Origin of the sequence: Rhodanobacter lycopersici (genome assembly GCF_040812335.1) — a bacterium.
GTDB lineage: Bacteria > Pseudomonadota > Gammaproteobacteria > Xanthomonadales > Rhodanobacteraceae > Rhodanobacter_A > Rhodanobacter_A lycopersici.
This window is the reverse complement of sequence record NZ_JBFOHK010000001.1, coordinates 1,050,272-1,065,807: the sequence shown is the minus strand read 5'-3', so window position 1 is coordinate 1,065,807 and position 15,536 is coordinate 1,050,272. Positions and strand designations below refer to the sequence as shown.

Genomic DNA, 15,536 nt, shown 5'->3' with positions numbered 1-15,536 from the left:
CCTGTACGATCCCCCGCCTGCGCGGGCGGGGCAACGCCCGGGTTTATTGCACGCCGTACAGCGCCTTGACGTCGTGCAGCAGGTCAGCCTGGCTGGACGGGCGGGCGTAGAACATGTGGCCGCCGGGGTATTCCTTCACCTGCACACGGTCGGGAGCGCCCATCGCCGGCATCTGGTCGACGATCAGCACCGAGGCCATGAACGGGCAGGAGAGGTCGTCCCAGCCATGGGCGATCAGTACGCGCAGGCCCGGATCGTTCGCCACCGCCTCGCGCAGCTGCTTCACCGAGCCCAGGTTGGCGTCCTCGTCGTCGTGCCACAGCCGTCCCACCTCGTAGCTGAGCGCGTTGTAGCGACCGTCGTACTTCCAGCCCACGGTCTGGGTGACGAAGTTCACCATCGCCGTGGTGGTGGGGGCGACGATGCCGTTGAGGATGGGGTCGCCCGAGCGCTGGTGCGGCGCATAGGGGAACGGATCCCATGCGGTGACGTTGGAGTCGTAGCGGCTGCCCAGCTTGCCCTCGGCGCGGTACACCTCGCGCAGGTAGGCCTGGGTTTCCAGCCGGCCGCCGGAGCGCTGCACGAACACCGGGTCGAGGCCAGTGAGTTCGGTCACTTTCCTGATCATCGCGTCCGTGGCGGCCGGGTTGCTGCGGCCCTGCATCAGCGTGTCGGCGTAGGTGGTGCGGGTGTAATCGATGATCGGCTCCATCGCCTGCGCGGTGAGCTTGCCTTCGCGCTCCAGGTGCGCCGCGGCGATCGAAGGCAGCGTGAGCATCCACGGCAGCGGCGAGACGTTCTCGTCGTCCGAGGCGGCCGGGTCGAGGTAGGGCGACAGCAACACCACGCCGTTCATCGCCACGCCGAGCTGGGTCTGCAGATAGTCGGTGATGCGCGGGCCGCGGAAGCCGCCGTAGCTCTCGCCCACCAGGTACTTGCGCGACTCCATGCGGCCGTTCTTCACCAGCCAGTCGTAGACGATGCGCGAGAGGTATTGGATGTCGCTGTCGGTGCTGTAGAAATCCTTGGTGGCCTGCTTGTCGTCCACCAGCGCGCGACTGAAGCCGGTGCCCACCGGGTCGATGAACACCAGGTCGGTGAAGCCCAGCCAGGTGCCGGGGTTGTCGTGCAGCACGGCCGGGTCGGACGGATTGTCGCCCTCCACGCCGAAGTTGACCTTCTTCGGGCCGATCGCGCCGAGGTTGAGGTAGACCGAGGAGGCGCCGGGGCCGCCGTTCAGCGCGAAGGTCACCGGACGGTTCTTGCCGGGCATGGTGTAGGCGGTGAACATCACCTGCGCGATCACCTTGCCTTTCTCATCGCGCACCGGCAACGAACCCACAGTAGCGGTGTACTTCAGCGTGCGGCCGTCCACCGTGGTGGACTGGGAGACGTGCGCGTCAGCGGGAAAGGGCGGCAGGTGGAAGCCGTCGCTGCTGCCCGGTGCTTCCGCCGTGGCCGGCGGCTTCTTGTCGGCGGCCAATGCCGAATGGTGGAATCCGGCCAGCAGCAGGGCTGCCAGCAAGCTCGTCTGCAGCGGCTTGCGCACGGGTCTGTCCTCACGGGGAAAAGCGTTTAGCCTAGCGGTCCAGGGTGTCGCGTGACCGTGCCTGAAGGCATGGGTTGGCCACCGCTGGGGCGGTGACCTTGCGATCCAGCCATGCGATGCTTGCGCGGCTAAGGGGGCGGGCAATGGAGGGTCGCTGCAGCCGAAGGCCGGGTGCGACACGTCGTTGCGCGAGTTCATGGGGGATGGGCATGGCTTGACTATTCGGCGGTATTGGAACGCGGCGCGCATGGGCGAGCCTCGCCGGGTGCCTATGCCTGCAGATCGGCTTTGCCGCGGTACCTGCCGTCGACCCGGATGCCTTGATCAAGCAGATGTATCAGCTGCAAGTTACGGATCACGCGCGATCCTTGCAGGTGCTGGCCCAGCTCAACGACGAAGCTGCCAGCCTGACGCCGGCCCAGCAGTGGCAGAGGCGTTATCTCAATGCCTGGGAGGTCATGTACCAGGGCGACTACGCCAAATCGGAGGCCATGCTCGATGACGTCATTGAGCACTCCGGCGATCAGCATCTGGCGAACCATGCGTCGGCCGTGCTGCTCAGCCAGCTCGGGGCCAGCCGGCATTACACCGAGGCGTTCGAGCTGGCCAATCGCATCGCGGCGCGCCTGCCGCTGGTCACGGACGCCAAGGATCGCCGCCTGCTGCTGTCCAACCTGTCGCAAGTGATGGGGTCCGCCGGCCAGACCGATCTGGCCGTGCACTATGCGCGCATGGCATGGGCGACCGTTCCTGCCGGTGGAAGCCGGTGTTATCCCGCGTCGATACTGGTCGAGGCGCTCTATTACGGCAAAAGGCTCAGATCCGACAGCCCGGAATTGCAGGAAGCCTTGGATGATTGCCCGGCGGCCAAGGCACCGCTCTACAACACCAATCTGCATTTCATGCTCGCCGACCAGCTCCTGCATGAGGGGCAGCCACGCAAGGTGCTTGCCCTACTTGACCGGATCCAGCCCAGCGTCGATGCCAATGGCTATGTTCCCGCCAAGTTGTCGGCGCTGGTGGACAGGGCCACGGCGCTGGCTGCCATGGGCGAGGGCGATGCCGCCAAGCGGCTGGCTTTGGCCGTGATCGCCGAAGGGAAATCGGGCGATACCGACGCGTGGCTGAAAGACGCCTACGAAGCGCTTTACCACGTCGAGAAAAAACAGGGTCACGCGGCTGCCGCGCTCGGGTACTACGAGAAGTTCGCTGCGCTGGACAAGGCCTACCTCGACGACATCAACGCGCGCACGATGGCCTACGAAACGGTGCAACAGCACGTGCTGGCGCAGAAGCTGGAGACGGAAAAGCTGAACCAGCAGAACACCGAGCTGCTGGCGCAGCAGAAGCTGGACGCCAAGACGGCCGAAGCCAACCGGTTGTATCTCCTGCTGCTGCTGCTGGTGCTGGGTTTCGGCGCGCTGTGGATGTTCCGGCTCAAGCGCTCGCAGCTGCGTTTCAAGCGGCTGTCCCACCTCGATGGCCTGACCGCCATCTACAACCGCCAGCACTTCATGGGCGAGGCCGAGCGCGTGTTGCACCAGTTGGAGAAACGGAAGGGCGCGGCCTGCGTCGCGATCATCGATCTCGATCACTTCAAGCGCATCAACGACACCCACGGCCACGCCATGGGCGACCAGGTGCTGTGCCGCATGGTCGCCGCCTGCAAACAGCATCTGCGTCCTGTCGACCTGTTCGGCCGCCTCGGCGGCGAGGAGTTCGGCATCCTGTTGGCGGATTGCGCACGCGAACAGGGCTTGGCGATTGCCGAACGCATCCGAGCAGCCATCGAGGCCGCCGTGGTGGAGCGCGATGGCGCGGCCGTGACGGTTTCCACCAGCATCGGCCTGGCCTTCACTGACCGCGTCGGCCACGACCTGCAACGCCTTTGCACCGGGGCCGATGCCGCGCTGTACCGTGCCAAGCACGAGGGGCGAAACCGCGTGGTGACTGGAATCGGGGATCTCGTGACGGCCTGACGCACCCACGCGATGCGCTGGAGGGCGACCCGCCAGTGGGCAGGGGAGTTCGCTATGATCGCCAGATGACCACCACCAGCCTCCCTTCCTTGAGCGTTCCCGGCCGGGGCTGCCTCGCCTGCGTAGGCCTGGGCATGACACTCGGCTCCCATCTCACTCCATTGGCACGCAGCCATATCGAGAAGGCAGACGTGGTGTTTGCAGCTCTTTCGAATTACATCGTGGAAGAGTGGCTCAAACGCATGCATCCGGACGTGCGCAGCCTGCAACCCTACTATGCCGAGGGAAAACCACGCATAAAAACCTACCGCGAGTGGGTGGCTCTGATGATGGCCGAGCTGCGCACTGGCAAACGTGTCTGCGGCGTGTTCTACGGCCATCCTGGCGTCTTCGCCTGGTCACCGAACAAGGCCATCGAGCAGGCCCGCGCGGAGGGTTACGAGGCACACATGGAGCCGGGCATCTCTGCCGAGGACTGCCTTTACGCCGATCTCGGCATCGACCCCGGACGCTACGGTTGCCAGCACTTCGAGGCCGGCCACCTGCTGTACTACCAGCGGCGGATCGATCCGGCGGGTTACCTGGTGCTGTGGCAGGTGGGGTCGATAGGCAATCGTTCAGTGGGGCATTTCGAGGCCGGTCCGGCCTACCGGCAACTGCTGGTGGAACGGTTGGAGCAGGACTACCCGCCGGGCCACGAGGTCATCATCTATCGTGGTGCCATCTTGCCGATCGAGCGCCCGCGCATCCGCCGCGTCGCGTTGCGTGATTTGGCCGAAGTACCGCTGACGGCAGAGGAAACCATGGTGCTGCCGCCGGCTGAACCGCTGGAGCTCAATTCCGCCTTCAAGGCGCGGTTGGATGTGCTGGACAAGGCCGACGTACGGGATAAAAGGCAAACTGATAGCATCGCTTAATGCGATGGGCGCCATTTGGGTACTGTGGCAGCGCGTCAATAATCTGCTTGCAGGGGCACCAGATGTGATTCACGAGGCATGCTGAAAGGCAGGCCATCAAGCCGTTACGCAACAATCACAGGGGGAAAAGATATGTCGGACACGATTGAACTGCTGGAAGCCATTGGTCGTGATGCGTCGCTTCGTCACGCATCGGTAGCGGATCTCACAAGGGTGCTGGAGCGGGTACAGGCGAATACGTCCCTCAAGGCGGCCGTGGCGCTGGGCGACAGTACCAGGTTGTCCCAGGAATTCGGGGGCAAGCCCACGGATCCGCCCCCCACCCAGCAATGCCCTCCAGGGGAAGAGGACGAAGAGCAGGAGGACGAAGGGGTGAAGCTGCAGGCTTCGGCTCCCGGTTACTCCGACGGGTTGCGTCAGCAATAGGCGTAGTCGCCGTGTATCGGCTGTCGAGTCGCATCTGGCTATGGTCAGCACTGCTGATCATGGCCTTTTGTTTACTTGTGCCGCCGGTTTGTGCCTCCACTATCGCAAACCCGGGCCAATTCCTCGACCTGGCAGAGAGCTTGCGCACGAGCGACCATCCACGCTTCGTTCAGATGTTGGCGCAGATTCATCGCGAAGAACCCCAGCTCGCACCGACAGAGCTTTGGCACCTGCGTTATCTGGATGCCTGGGAAACCATGTACGAGGGAAACTACACCAAGTCGGCGACCCAGCTTCGCGAGGTTATCGATCATTCCGGTGTGGCAATTCTGGCGACCAAGGCATCCGCGTTGCTCTTGAGCAATCTGGGCATCAATCGACACTACAAGGAAGCGTTTGAACTGGCCAACAGGCTGACCAAGGAACTGCCCGGAGTCAGGGATCCGGCCGCGCGCTTCACTTCGCTGTATTTCCTGTCGATGACGATGACCTCCGCAGGCCAGACGGACCTTGCCATCCAGTATGCGCGCATGATGGGAGACGCCCTTCCTGCGAGTGAGACGCTATGCAAACCGTTCACCCTCCAGGTCGACGCCCTGGACAAGAGCCGCCGGCTGAATTCATCCAGTCCTGAATTGCAACGTGCCATCACCGCCTGTGTCGCTGCTCGGCAGCCGGTCTTCGCCAACTCCTTGCGGCTTATTCAAGTTGGCGTCTACCTGCGCGAAGAGCAGCCGCGCAAGGCGTTGGCGCTGCTCGACCGGATTGCCCAAGAGATCCACCACAGCGGCTATGAACCCCACATTCTGTGGTGGCAGATGAATGAGGCAAATGCCTACGCCATACTGGGTAATGACAATGAGGCCAGGAAGGCTGCCCTTGCGGTGCTGGCGATGAGCCACCCCGAGGACAAAAATTGGGCGTTGTCGGAAACCTACAAGATCCTCTATCAAATCGAGAAGAAACGGGGGCATGCCGCTGCCGCGCTCAAGTACTACGAGCAGTTCACCGCACTGGACAAGGCTTATCTCGATGATGTCAACGCGCGCGCGATGGCCTACGAAACAGTGCAACAGCATGTGCTGGCGCAGAAGCTGGAGACGGAAAGGTTGAGCCAGCAAAATGCGCTGCTGCGCATGCGGCAGACGCTGGACGCCAAAAAGGCGGAAGCCAGCCGCTTGTACTTGGCGTTGCTGCTGATGGCGCTGGCCTTCGCCGTGCTCTGGATGTTCCGGCTCAAACGCTCGCAACTCCGCTTCAAGAAACTCTCCCACCTGGATGGCCTGACCGAGATCTTCAATCGCCAGCATTTCATGGGTGAGGTCGAGCGTACGCTACGCCTGCTGGAACGACGTGCTGGTGCCGCCTGTCTGGTTTTCATCGATCTGGACCACTTCAAGCACATCAACGATGCCTACGGCCACGCCATGGGCGATGAGGTGCTGCGCGAAGTGGTGATGGCCAGCAAGCAACACCTGCGCCCCGTGGACTTGTTCGGGCGGTTGGGCGGCGAGGAGTTTGGCATTCTGCTGGTCGAGTGCACGCGTGGACAGGGCATGGCGATCGCCGACCGCATCCGCCTTGCAGTCGAGGCGACGGTGGTGGAGTGCGAAGGGGTCGCCATTGCGATCTCCACCAGCGTGGGCCTGGCCTTCACCGACGCCTACGGCCACGATCTGCAGCGCTTGTGCCGTGAGGCTGACGCCGCGCTGTACCGTGCCAAGCGTGGCGGTCGCAACCGCGTGGTGGCCGATATCGAGGGCAGCATCCCCGCCGAGGCTTGAGGCGCTGCAACGGCCACACGGCCGCACGCTCGCCTGCGCATGCGGCAGACGCAGGACGCCAAGGTGGCCGAGCCGAACCGGCTGTACCTCCGCCCTGCTGCTTAATGGCGCTGCTCTGGGTGTGCCCCTCCAGCCTCCTGCGGACAGGGCTGGGTTCGCTATGATCGCCACATGAGCGACACCATCCCGTTTCCCTCGAACGTTCCCGGCCGAGGCCGCCTCGCCTGCGTAGGCCTGGGCATGACACTCGGCTCCCATCTCACCCCGCTGGCACGCAGCCACATCGCGCAGGCAGACGTGGTGTTCGCCGCGCTTTCCGACGCCATCGCGGAGGAGTGGCTGAAGAGCATGCATCCTGACGTGCGCAGCCTGCAGCCCTACTATGCCGAGGGCAAGCCGCGCATGCGGACCTACCGCGAATGGGTGGCGCTGATGATGGCCGAGCTGCGCGCCGGCAAGCGGGTCTGCGGCGTGTTCTACGGCCACCCGGGCATCTTCGCGTGGTCGCCGCACAAGGTGATCGAACAGGCCCGCGCGGAAGGCTACGAGGCGCACATGGAGCCAGGTATCTCCGCCGAGGACTGTCTCTACGCCGACCTGGGCTTCGACCCTGGTCGCTACGGCTGCCAGCACTTCGAGGCCAGCCAACTGCTGTACTGCGAGCGGCGCATCGACCCCGCCGGTTATCTGGTGCTGTGGCAGGTGGGGGTGGTCGGCAACCGCTCCGTGGGGCGTTTGGACACCGGACCGGCCTACCGTGCGCTGCTGGTGGAGCGGTTGGGGCAGGACTACCCGCCGGACCACGAGGTCATCATCTACCGCGGTGCCACCCTGCCCATCGAACGACCGCGTATCAGGCGCATCATCTTGCGCGAGCTGGCCGAGGTGTCGTTGACGGCCGAGGAAACCGTGGTGTTGCCGCCTGCAGTGACCTTGCAACCGAACCGTGCCATGCTGGAGCGGCTGCAGGTACTGGATGCGAAGGGGCAGGGAGTGGCTGCAGTCTGAAGTGGGGCGGTGTGGCGCGACAGCGTCGACCGGACGCGCGAAAGCGGGGGGACAACATGACCGATACGATCAAGCTGCTGGTGGCCATCGGCAGCGATGCCTCGTTGCGCTACGCATCGCCTGACGAGCTGAAGTGCGTGCTGGAGCAGGCGCAAGCGAGTGTCGAGCTCACGCTGGCGGTGGAGTTGGGTAACGGGGCACCGCTGCGCGTGGAGCTGTGCATACAGCAGGTGGAGCAGGTGCCCCAGATGCACGCGCCAGGCCAGGGCGGCGAAGAAGAAGAGGCCGACGTTCCGCCGCCGGAGCAGCCCAAGCCTGACCGTCCCTCGCCTCCCCCCACCAAGCGGGGTCGATCACGCCGGGGCTGACGGGCGTAGCCATGCGCCGCTGGTCATGCAGCTTGCAGCGATATATCACTTGGGCTGCCCTTGCATGCTGCCTGGGTTGGCATGCCAGCCATGCCGCCACGCCCAATGCCGACTTGGGTGCCATCCTCGAGCAGGCCGATGCGCTGCAAGACACGGATCATGCGCGGTCCATGCCGCTATTAGCTCTGCTCAACCGGGAGGCTGCCCGGTTGACGCCGGATCAGCAATGGCACCTGCGTTATCTCGATGCATGGGAGGCCATGTACGAAAGCGATTATCCGAAGTCGGAAGCGCTGTTCCGGGACATCATGCGGCATGCCGGCAATCCGGCCTGGGCGGATCGAGCTTCGGCCTTGCTGTTGTGGCAACTCGTGGTCACCCGGCGTTACCCCGAGGCATTCGAACTGGCCGATCGCCTCGCGGCACGCTTGCCACAGGCCACGGATGCCAAGGCTCGCTTTGCAATGCTGTTGAATCTCTCGGTATCGCTGGCTGTGGCTGGCCAGCCTGATTTGGCTGTGCGGTATGCGCGCATGGCGCTGGCGGAGGCTCCCGCGGGCAAGGGTTCGTGCTATTCGGCCGACAGTCTGGTGGTGGCGCTTTCCAGCGGGCATCGGCTCACGTTCGACAGCCCGGAGCTGCAGCAAGCCATCCATGCCTGCGCGGCGGCCAAGTTGCCGGTGTTCAGTACCGATTTGCAGCTCACCGTTGGCGACCTGTACTTGTATGAGGGGAAGCCGCGCAAGGCGCTGGCACTGCTCGACCAGATCGCGTCCGCCATCGACGCCGACGGCTATATCCCCAACAAACTGGAGGCCATGGTGCAGCGTGCACGGGCACTGGCCGCCATCGGAGACGATGACGCCGCCCGCAAGGCGGCCCTGGCTGTCGTCGCCATGCAGGCCACTGGCGATTGGCCGAGGGATGCCTACGAACTGCTTTACCGCATCGAGAAGAAGCAGGGCCACGCTTCCGCAGCGCTCGACAACTACGAAAAGTACGTCGTGCTGGACAATGCCTATCTCGATGACGTCAATGTGCGCACGGTAGCCTATGAGACGGTGCAACAGCACGTGCTGTTGCAGAAGTTGCAGACGGAAAGCCTGAGCCGGCAGAACGCGCTGCTGCGCATGCGGCAGCAGCTGGACGCCAAGACGGCCGAGACGAACCGGCTATACCTTGCCCTGCTGCTGATGGCGCTGGCTTCCGCCGCGGTCTGGATGTTCCGGCTCAAGCGTTCGCAACTCCGCTTCAAGAAACTCTCCCACCTGGATGGCCTGACCGCCATCTTCAACCGCCAGCATTTCATGGGCGAGGTCGGGCGTACCTTGCACCTGCTGGAGCGGCGTGCCGGTACGGCCTGCCTGGTTTTCATCGACCTGGACCACTTCAAGCGCATCAACGACACCTACGGCCACGCCATGGGCGACGAGGTGTTGCGCCAGGTGGTGGTGGCCAGCAGGCAGCACCTGCGCCAAGTCGACTTGTTCGGGCGGTTGGGCGGCGAGGAGTTCGGCATCCTGCTGGTCGAGTGCTCGCGCGGGCAGGGCATGGCCATTGCCGAGCGCATCCGGCTCGCGGTGGAGGCAATGGTGGTGGAGTGCGAAGGCGCCGTTATTGCGATATCCGCCAGCGTAGGCCTGGCTTTCACCGATGCCTGCGGCCACGACCTGCAGCGCCTGTGCCGCGAGGCTGACGCCGCGCTTTACCGGGCCAAGCGCAGCGGTCGTAACCGCGTTGTGGCTGACATTGAGAACAATGGCCTCATCGAAGCGTGAAGCGCATGGCTTGCCTGGAAGCGCATGATGCGCGCTCAGTGCACCCCGACCAGCTCCACGTCGAACACCAGCGTGGCGTTCGGTGGGATGTCGTCACCGGCGCCGCGGCCGCCGTAGGCAAGCCGGGCGGGGATGACCAGGGTGCGCTTGCCGCCCACGCGCATGCCGCCGATGCCCTGGTCCCAGCCGGCGATCACCTCGCCCGCGCCCAGCGTGAAGCTGATCGGCTCGCCACTGTCCACCGAGCTGTCGAATTCCTTGCCGTGGTGGTTCTTCGTGTTCGCGTCGTACAGCCAGCCGGTGTAGTTCACCTGCACCACGTCACCGTCGTTCGCCACCGTGCCGCTGCCGACCACGTGATCGATCTTCTGCAGCTGGGTGATTTTGTCCGCCGCCCATGCCGGCGACGTTGCAACGAAAGCGCCCAGCAGGATGGCGGCGAATGCGACGGAAAGATGGCGCATGCGGTGGGGTTCCCGGCAACGAGGTGCGCGCAGTCTAGGAGCCAGGGCGGCAGAAACCAAGCGAGCGAGGCGTAGCCGTCTGGGCATCTTCCGCGTCGCTTGGGTTTCGACCGCGCAGGCTCCCGGAACCTGCCATGCAGCTCAGTGATCCTGGTGGTCGTTCTTGTTCTTGGGTGCGGGCTTGCCATGCGCGGCCGCCGGCTTGCCGGCACCCTGACGGGCGGCGGGGGTGTGCGGCGGTGCGGCCGGACGCGCCGCGGCTGGCGACGCCATGTGCGGCCGCTGCGGCGTGGGCTGTGGGTTGCGGTTCGGCAGCGGGCGCGCCGGCCGTTGCGGCATGCCGCCGTGCGGCGGTGCCGGACGATGCGGTGGTGCCGGACGATGCGGCAGATTGCCATGCTGCGGTGGCCTCGGGCGTTGCGCGGGCGGCGGCGGCGGCCGGTGCGGCATGGGGCGTGCGTACCAGCGGGTCCGCTCGCGGTAGAACGGGCGATTGCGGTAGTAGGTATCCCAGTAGGTGCCGATCACGAAGGTGACGATGGGAATGCCTATCTGCGCACCGTACTGGGGCACCAGCACGTATTGGTTGTTGTAGTCGTACTGGATGAAGTTGCCGGCGATCCAGCCACGATTGCCCTGGAAAATCACGTCGCACCATTCCCAGCCGCTGGTGCAGCCCTGGACGCTAAGCGGTGCGCCGGCAGGAAGGGTCTCGATGAGCGGGTAACCGGTATCCGGGCCGGCGCGGAGGTTGACGTTGCCGGTGGTGTAGCCGTCCGCGGCCAGCGCGAGCGCGGACAAGGCAAGCAGCGGCAGCGTGGCGAGCCAGGCGATGCGTTTCATCGGAACTCCTCCTGTGATGTGGGGGCGTACCGCCCCGGGCGAAAGCCTGCGCCGGCCTGGGTGAACCCGGCGAGACGGGCGGGGTGCGTCAACCCGGCGGCGCGAGCTGTGCCTGCACCTCGTTGATCGAGTCGCGGATGCGCTTGGAGAACACCGAGTCGAGATGATGGATCAGCACCAGCCGCTCGGTGGCGCGGGTCATCGCCACGTAGAGCAGGCGGGCCTCGTCGACCTCGCGCTGGCCCTCGCGCGGCAGCGAGCCCAAGCCGGGCACGATCACGAACGGGAATTCCAGGCCTTTGCAGGAGTGCATGGTGAGCAGCTTCACGCTGTCCTTGACCACGAACAGCGCCTGCTTGCCGCGCTCGTCGGCGAGGCTGGAGGGGATGTCGAGGCGCTCCAGCACATCGTGCAGCTTCTCGCCTTCCCAGTTGGCGCGGTAGATCACCGCCATGTCGTCCCAGGGACGGCCGTTGGCGTGTTCTTCGCGCAGTTGTGCGATCAGCACGTCGAGCTGGTCGGCGGCGGTGTCGGTGCGGATCAGCTCGGGCAGCGGGCCGCGCCGGCCCGCGCTTTCCGGCGCCACCAGCGGCACGCCATCGTCATCATCGCCGCGCGCGGCGAGCAGCTCGCTGGCGAAGTTGCGCGCCACGGCGAGGATCTCCAGCGTGTTGCGGTAGTTGAGCCTGAGGATGGTGGTGCGGCCTTGCGCCTGCACGCCCAGGCTCTTCCAGCTCAGCTTGCGGCGACTGGCCTGCCCGTAGATGTTCTGCGCGTCGTCGTACAGCACCAGCAGCGAGTTGGTGGCCGGGTCGATCATCTGCACGATCAGCTTGTACCAGTCCGGCTCGAAGTCGTGGCCTTCGTCGATGAGCACGGCGCCGTACTGGAAGCGCGGGATCTGCCCCTTGTCGACGCCCTCGATCACCCTTTCCACCATCGCCTCGAAAAAATGCTCGCCCTTGGGCGGCAGTTCCACGTGGTAGCTGTCCAGCATGCGCCGGCACCAGCGATGGAAGTTGTAGACCTGCACCTTGTCGCTGAGGCCGCGCTCGCCGATCAGCTGTTCCAGCCGCGCCGCCAGCGTCTTGTTGTAGCAGAGCACCAGGATCGGCCGGCTCATCGCGCGCGCCAGCTGCATCGCGCGGAAGCCCAGGATCATGGTTTTCCCGGAGCCGGCCACGCCGTGGATGACGCGGTGCTCGTCGCCCAGCGAGCGCGCCAGCTGCTCCTGCTGGGCGTCCATCACCTTCACCAGATCGGGGATTTCCAGCGTGCGCGCATCCTTGCCCTCGGCGGCAAACAGGCCGAACTGGCCGCTGCCCGGTTCCACGCGGATCTCGGGAAACAGATGCCAGCGCACACGGTCGATCTGGGGCAGGGTGAGCGCCACCGGAAACACCTGCGGGAACATCGCCCACAGCCGTTCCTGGAATTCCCCGGCGTCCACCGTCTCGTACAGCTCGTCGCGGCAGATCACGAGATGGCCCGGGATCACTGCCTCCAATCCGCCTTCGTCGAACTGCCTGCGGGTGATGTTGGCCAGCACCACGCCCCAGGCCCAGGGCATCACCAGCTTGCCCGCATGACGGCTGCCCTCGGGCTGGCGCAGGGCCGGGTCGCGCTCCAGCACCACGCCGATTTCCAGCGCATAGGCGCGCGCCTGCAGCAGCGGGTTGGTTTCCTTGGCCAGGCCGCGTTCGGTGACCAGGGTGAACTGGGTCCTGTCGGCGTGGCGGATGGTGTCGGCCTTCCAGTCCTTCACCTCCAGCACCAGCAGGCCGCGGCGCGGGTGGAACACCACGAAATCCGGTTGGCGCTGCTTCAAGCCGACAGGCACGTCGTACCAGAGCAGGTAGTCGTCCTCCAGTTTCTGCTCCAATCGTTCGGAGACGCGCTTCTCGCCACCGGTCATCCGCGGCAGGCATTGGTTGCGTGTCGGAATGAGGGTGGCCATGCGGGGTCCGGGCAGTCGTATCGGGCGAAAGTAGCGGAACGCGGCCGGCTGTCAACGTTCAAGTCCCGGCCGCAATGGCCGATACTTCCCGGTCGACCGCCCGACTTGCCGACCGGTCCGCCTCAACCGGGGCGCCCCGGGCAGCGTGGAGTGCACTGATGTCCATCGACATGGCCACCCTGGCATTGATGGGGGCCGCGCAGGCCCTGCTGATGGCAGTGGTGCTGTGGACTTCCACCGGCAGCTATGCCGGCGTGGCGCGTGCCAGCCTGCGCCTGCGCGCCGGTGCGCAGGCGCTCGAGGCGGCGGCCTGGGGCCTGCTCGGCCTGCGCGGCCATGTGGCCGACTGGCTTTCGATCCCCGTGGCGAACGCGGTCATGCTGGTGTCCTACGCCATGACCGTGCACGCGTTGCGCATGCTGCTCGGCGCGCCGTCGCGGCTGCGAATGGTGGCGGTCGCCAGCGTGGCGGGCTGGCTGGCCATCGTCTGGTACACGTGGGGAGCGACGAGTTTCCAGGCCCGGATGGTGTGCGCCTCGCTGGTCATCATGCTGGACCTGGCGCTATTGATCGCGCCGTTGCTTGACAGCCTGCGCCGGGACGGTTCGGCGGCCAAGCGGGTCCTGCTGGCCACCCTGGCCATCGCGGTGGCGATCGTGCTCTGGCGCAACGCCGAGCCACTGCTTTCCAGCCGGCCGGCGACAGGTCTGCTCGTGCCCACGCCGATCAACGCGATCTACATGATGTTTTCCGCGATGCAACCCCTGTTCACCAGCGTCGGATTCCTGCTGCTCTACAACGAGACGATGCAGGCCGAGCTGAGGCTGCTGGCGCGAACCGATCCGCTGACCGGCGTGAACAACCGGCTGGCGCTCATCGAGACCATCGGGCGCCTGCTGGATGCCGCCGGGAGCAGTGGCCGGCCGCTCGGCGTGCTGATGCTCGATGTCGACCATTTCAAGGCGGTGAACGACCGCTTCGGGCACGGTGGCGGCGACCGCGTGCTGCTCTCGCTGGTGGAGCGCATCCAGCGTGCGCTGAGCCACGGCGACGTGATCGGCCGGGTCGGTGGAGAAGAGTTCGTGGTGCTGTCGCCTGGCAATGACCTGTGCCGGACGCGGGCGCTGGGCGAGCGGATCCGCACCGAGGTCGAGCGCGCGCAGCTGGTGTTCGACGGTCATGTGCTCGGCATGACCGTGTCGGTCGGCGTCACGGAAGCGGCGCCCGGCGAGAACGACGTGACGGCATTGCTGCAACGTGCCGATGCGGCGTTGTACGCAGCCAAGCATGCCGGCCGCAACCGCGTGGTGACGACCGGTGATGTCGCAGGAGTACCGCCGGCGTCGGCTTGAGCCGGGTCGCGGAATAGTCGACGGCTAGATGACGCTGCCCCATTGCCGCAGCTGCCCCGCTGTCACATCCATGCGCCGGCAGGCGCGGCTGGCGATGCCGTCCTTCAGGGCGGCGTGGAATATCGGTGCGATCGACCACAGCGCGTGTGCTGCCAGCCGGGCCTGGCGCTGCTGCCATGGCGTGTGGCCCAGCAACGCGAGCGCCCAGTCCGGCAGCAGGGCTTGGCCGGCGGACAGGAACAGGTCGCGCGACAGTCCGGCCACCGGCACCGGCAGGCGTACCTTTGCCAGCAGGTCGAGCACCACGCGCGAGCGCCCGGTGTACGCCAGTTCCGGCTGGATGCGGCGAAAGTATTCGGTCACCGCGCGCTCGGACGAAGGCACTTCGCGTGCGCCCAGCGCCTCGGCGATCCGCCGCACCTCGCCGTAGTAGCGGTCGGCGGCGCCGGCCGGCATCGACACGTGGCCGTAGCGGCGGTAGCCCTGCAGGAAGCAGTACGCCTCGCTGACGTGCACCCAGGTCAGCAGGCCGGGGTCGTTCGCCGCATAGGGGCGCCCGTCCTCGCCGTGCCCGGTGATCTGCAGGTGGATCAGCCGCACGCGCTCGATCAGGGCCTCGGCCTGCGCGCGCGGCGCGTAGGTGGTGCCGCCCACGAAGGCGGTGGTGCGGCGCAGCCGGCCGACCAGGTCGTCGCGGAAGCCGGAGTGGTCCCATACCCCGGCCAGCGCCAGCGGATGCAGGGTCTGCAGGGTCAGCGCGGCGAGGCCGCCGGCCAGCATGCCGGGGAAGTCCGCGTGCACCCGCCAGGTGGCGCTGTGCGGCCCGAACAGGCCCGGATCGCCATGCGGATGGTCGTAGTCGAGGCTGCCGGTATCGGCGCGGGGGAAGGCGCGCAACACCCAGTGGCGGATCGGCTGGCACAACAGATCGAGGGGCGAAGGCATGCGTGCAGTCTATCGCCGGCCGAGCGAGGGGTTTGATTTGGACGTCCATTGTGCTATCAATGGCGCCATGACCCTTGCCGCCGCCCGCCAGTATTTTTGGTTTTATGGCTATCCGAAGCCGCTGGCGGAGGCATGGGTGCGATCGTCCTGACGAAACACTGAAACC

14 protein-coding genes are annotated in these 15,536 nt (G+C 65.8%); 9 read left to right on the top strand and 5 right to left on the bottom strand.

Annotation, left to right across the window (positions count from 1 at the left end; translation table 11 throughout):
- Positions 1-43 precede the first annotated feature (43 nt).
- Positions 44-1,537, bottom strand: coding sequence for a S10 family peptidase (locus ABQJ54_RS04820; RefSeq protein WP_437343321.1), 1,494 nt, complete (start codon positions 1,535-1,537; stop codon positions 44-46).
- A gap of 332 nt (positions 1,538-1,869) precedes the next feature.
- On the opposite strand from ABQJ54_RS04820, the gene ABQJ54_RS04815 reads away from it, so the two are divergent.
- The 7 genes from ABQJ54_RS04815 (at position 1,870) to ABQJ54_RS04785 (ending at position 9,809) form a co-directional block, all read left to right on the top strand.
- Positions 1,870-3,528 (top strand): tetratricopeptide repeat-containing diguanylate cyclase, encoded by a 1,659-nt coding sequence (locus ABQJ54_RS04815; protein WP_367853126.1) that lies wholly within the window; start codon positions 1,870-1,872, stop codon positions 3,526-3,528.
- Positions 3,529-3,593: 65 nt separating this feature from the next.
- Positions 3,594-4,445, top strand: a complete 852-nt coding sequence (locus ABQJ54_RS04810; RefSeq protein WP_367853125.1) for an SAM-dependent methyltransferase — start codon at positions 3,594-3,596, stop codon at positions 4,443-4,445.
- A 132-nt stretch (positions 4,446-4,577) separates the two neighbouring features.
- Positions 4,578-4,871: a hypothetical protein gene (locus ABQJ54_RS04805; RefSeq protein ID WP_367853124.1), complete on the top strand. Its 294-nt coding sequence runs from the start codon at positions 4,578-4,580 to the stop codon at positions 4,869-4,871.
- An 11-nt stretch (positions 4,872-4,882) separates the two neighbouring features.
- A complete protein-coding gene (locus ABQJ54_RS04800; RefSeq protein WP_367853123.1) occupies positions 4,883-6,655 on the top strand; it encodes a tetratricopeptide repeat-containing diguanylate cyclase in 1,773 nt (590 codons plus the stop codon).
- 171 nt (positions 6,656-6,826) lie between these two features.
- Positions 6,827-7,663, top strand: a complete 837-nt coding sequence (locus ABQJ54_RS04795) for an SAM-dependent methyltransferase (RefSeq protein WP_367853122.1) — start codon at positions 6,827-6,829, stop codon at positions 7,661-7,663.
- A gap of 56 nt (positions 7,664-7,719) precedes the next feature.
- Positions 7,720-8,031, top strand: a complete 312-nt coding sequence (locus ABQJ54_RS04790; RefSeq protein WP_367853121.1) for a hypothetical protein — start codon at positions 7,720-7,722, stop codon at positions 8,029-8,031.
- 113 nt (positions 8,032-8,144) lie between these two features.
- Positions 8,145-9,809, top strand: a complete 1,665-nt coding sequence (locus ABQJ54_RS04785; protein WP_367853120.1) for a diguanylate cyclase — start codon at positions 8,145-8,147, stop codon at positions 9,807-9,809.
- A gap of 35 nt (positions 9,810-9,844) precedes the next feature.
- Here the strand turns inward: ABQJ54_RS04785 and ABQJ54_RS04780 are convergent, their stop codons facing one another.
- From ABQJ54_RS04780 to ABQJ54_RS04770, 3 genes are all read right to left on the bottom strand, one after another.
- A complete protein-coding gene (locus tag ABQJ54_RS04780) occupies positions 9,845-10,273 on the bottom strand; it encodes an FKBP-type peptidyl-prolyl cis-trans isomerase (RefSeq protein WP_367853119.1) in 429 nt (142 codons plus the stop codon).
- Between the two features lie 141 nt (positions 10,274-10,414).
- On the bottom strand, positions 10,415-11,116 hold the full coding sequence (locus ABQJ54_RS04775; RefSeq protein WP_367853118.1) for an SH3 domain-containing protein: 702 nt from the start codon (positions 11,114-11,116) through the stop codon (positions 10,415-10,417).
- 88 nt (positions 11,117-11,204) lie between these two features.
- Entirely contained in the window at positions 11,205-13,073 is a 1,869-nt protein-coding gene (locus ABQJ54_RS04770; protein WP_367853117.1) for a 3'-5' exonuclease, read from the bottom strand.
- Between the two features lie 158 nt (positions 13,074-13,231).
- Between ABQJ54_RS04770 and ABQJ54_RS04765 the strand changes: the two genes are divergently transcribed.
- A complete protein-coding gene (locus tag ABQJ54_RS04765) occupies positions 13,232-14,425 on the top strand; it encodes a GGDEF domain-containing protein (protein ID WP_367853116.1) in 1,194 nt (397 codons plus the stop codon).
- Positions 14,426-14,449: 24 nt separating this feature from the next.
- Here ABQJ54_RS04765 and ABQJ54_RS04760 read toward each other — a convergent pair whose 3' ends face one another.
- Entirely contained in the window at positions 14,450-15,370 is a 921-nt protein-coding gene (locus ABQJ54_RS04760) for an oxygenase MpaB family protein (protein ID WP_367853115.1), read from the bottom strand.
- Here ABQJ54_RS04760 and ABQJ54_RS04755 point away from each other — a divergent pair.
- Positions 15,369-15,521 (top strand): hypothetical protein, encoded by a 153-nt coding sequence (locus tag ABQJ54_RS04755; protein ID WP_367853114.1) that lies wholly within the window; start codon positions 15,369-15,371, stop codon positions 15,519-15,521. The two genes, ABQJ54_RS04760 and ABQJ54_RS04755, sit on opposite strands and share 2 nt — an antisense overlap.
- Positions 15,522-15,536 lie beyond the last annotated feature (15 nt).

Excerpts from the sequence above, each read along its gene's own strand:
- ABQJ54_RS04810 (WP_367853125.1), top strand. The coding sequence starts at position 3,594 with ATGACCACCACCAGCCTCCCTTCCTTGAGCGTTCCCGGCCGGGGCTGC.
- ABQJ54_RS04805 (WP_367853124.1), top strand. The coding sequence starts at position 4,578 with ATGTCGGACACGATTGAACTGCTGGAAGCCATTGGTCGTGATGCGTCG.
- ABQJ54_RS04795 (WP_367853122.1), top strand. The coding sequence starts at position 6,827 with ATGAGCGACACCATCCCGTTTCCCTCGAACGTTCCCGGCCGAGGCCGC.
- ABQJ54_RS04790 (WP_367853121.1), top strand. The coding sequence starts at position 7,720 with ATGACCGATACGATCAAGCTGCTGGTGGCCATCGGCAGCGATGCCTCG.
- ABQJ54_RS04780 (WP_367853119.1), bottom strand. The coding sequence starts at position 10,273 with ATGCGCCATCTTTCCGTCGCATTCGCCGCCATCCTGCTGGGCGCTTTC.
- ABQJ54_RS04775 (WP_367853118.1), bottom strand. The coding sequence starts at position 11,116 with ATGAAACGCATCGCCTGGCTCGCCACGCTGCCGCTGCTTGCCTTGTCC.
- ABQJ54_RS04770 (WP_367853117.1), bottom strand. The coding sequence starts at position 13,073 with ATGGCCACCCTCATTCCGACACGCAACCAATGCCTGCCGCGGATGACC.
- ABQJ54_RS04765 (WP_367853116.1), top strand. The coding sequence starts at position 13,232 with ATGTCCATCGACATGGCCACCCTGGCATTGATGGGGGCCGCGCAGGCC.
- ABQJ54_RS04755 (WP_367853114.1), top strand. The coding sequence starts at position 15,369 with ATGCGTGCAGTCTATCGCCGGCCGAGCGAGGGGTTTGATTTGGACGTC.
- ABQJ54_RS04760 (WP_367853115.1), bottom strand. The coding sequence starts at position 15,370 with ATGCCTTCGCCCCTCGATCTGTTGTGCCAGCCGATCCGCCACTGGGTG.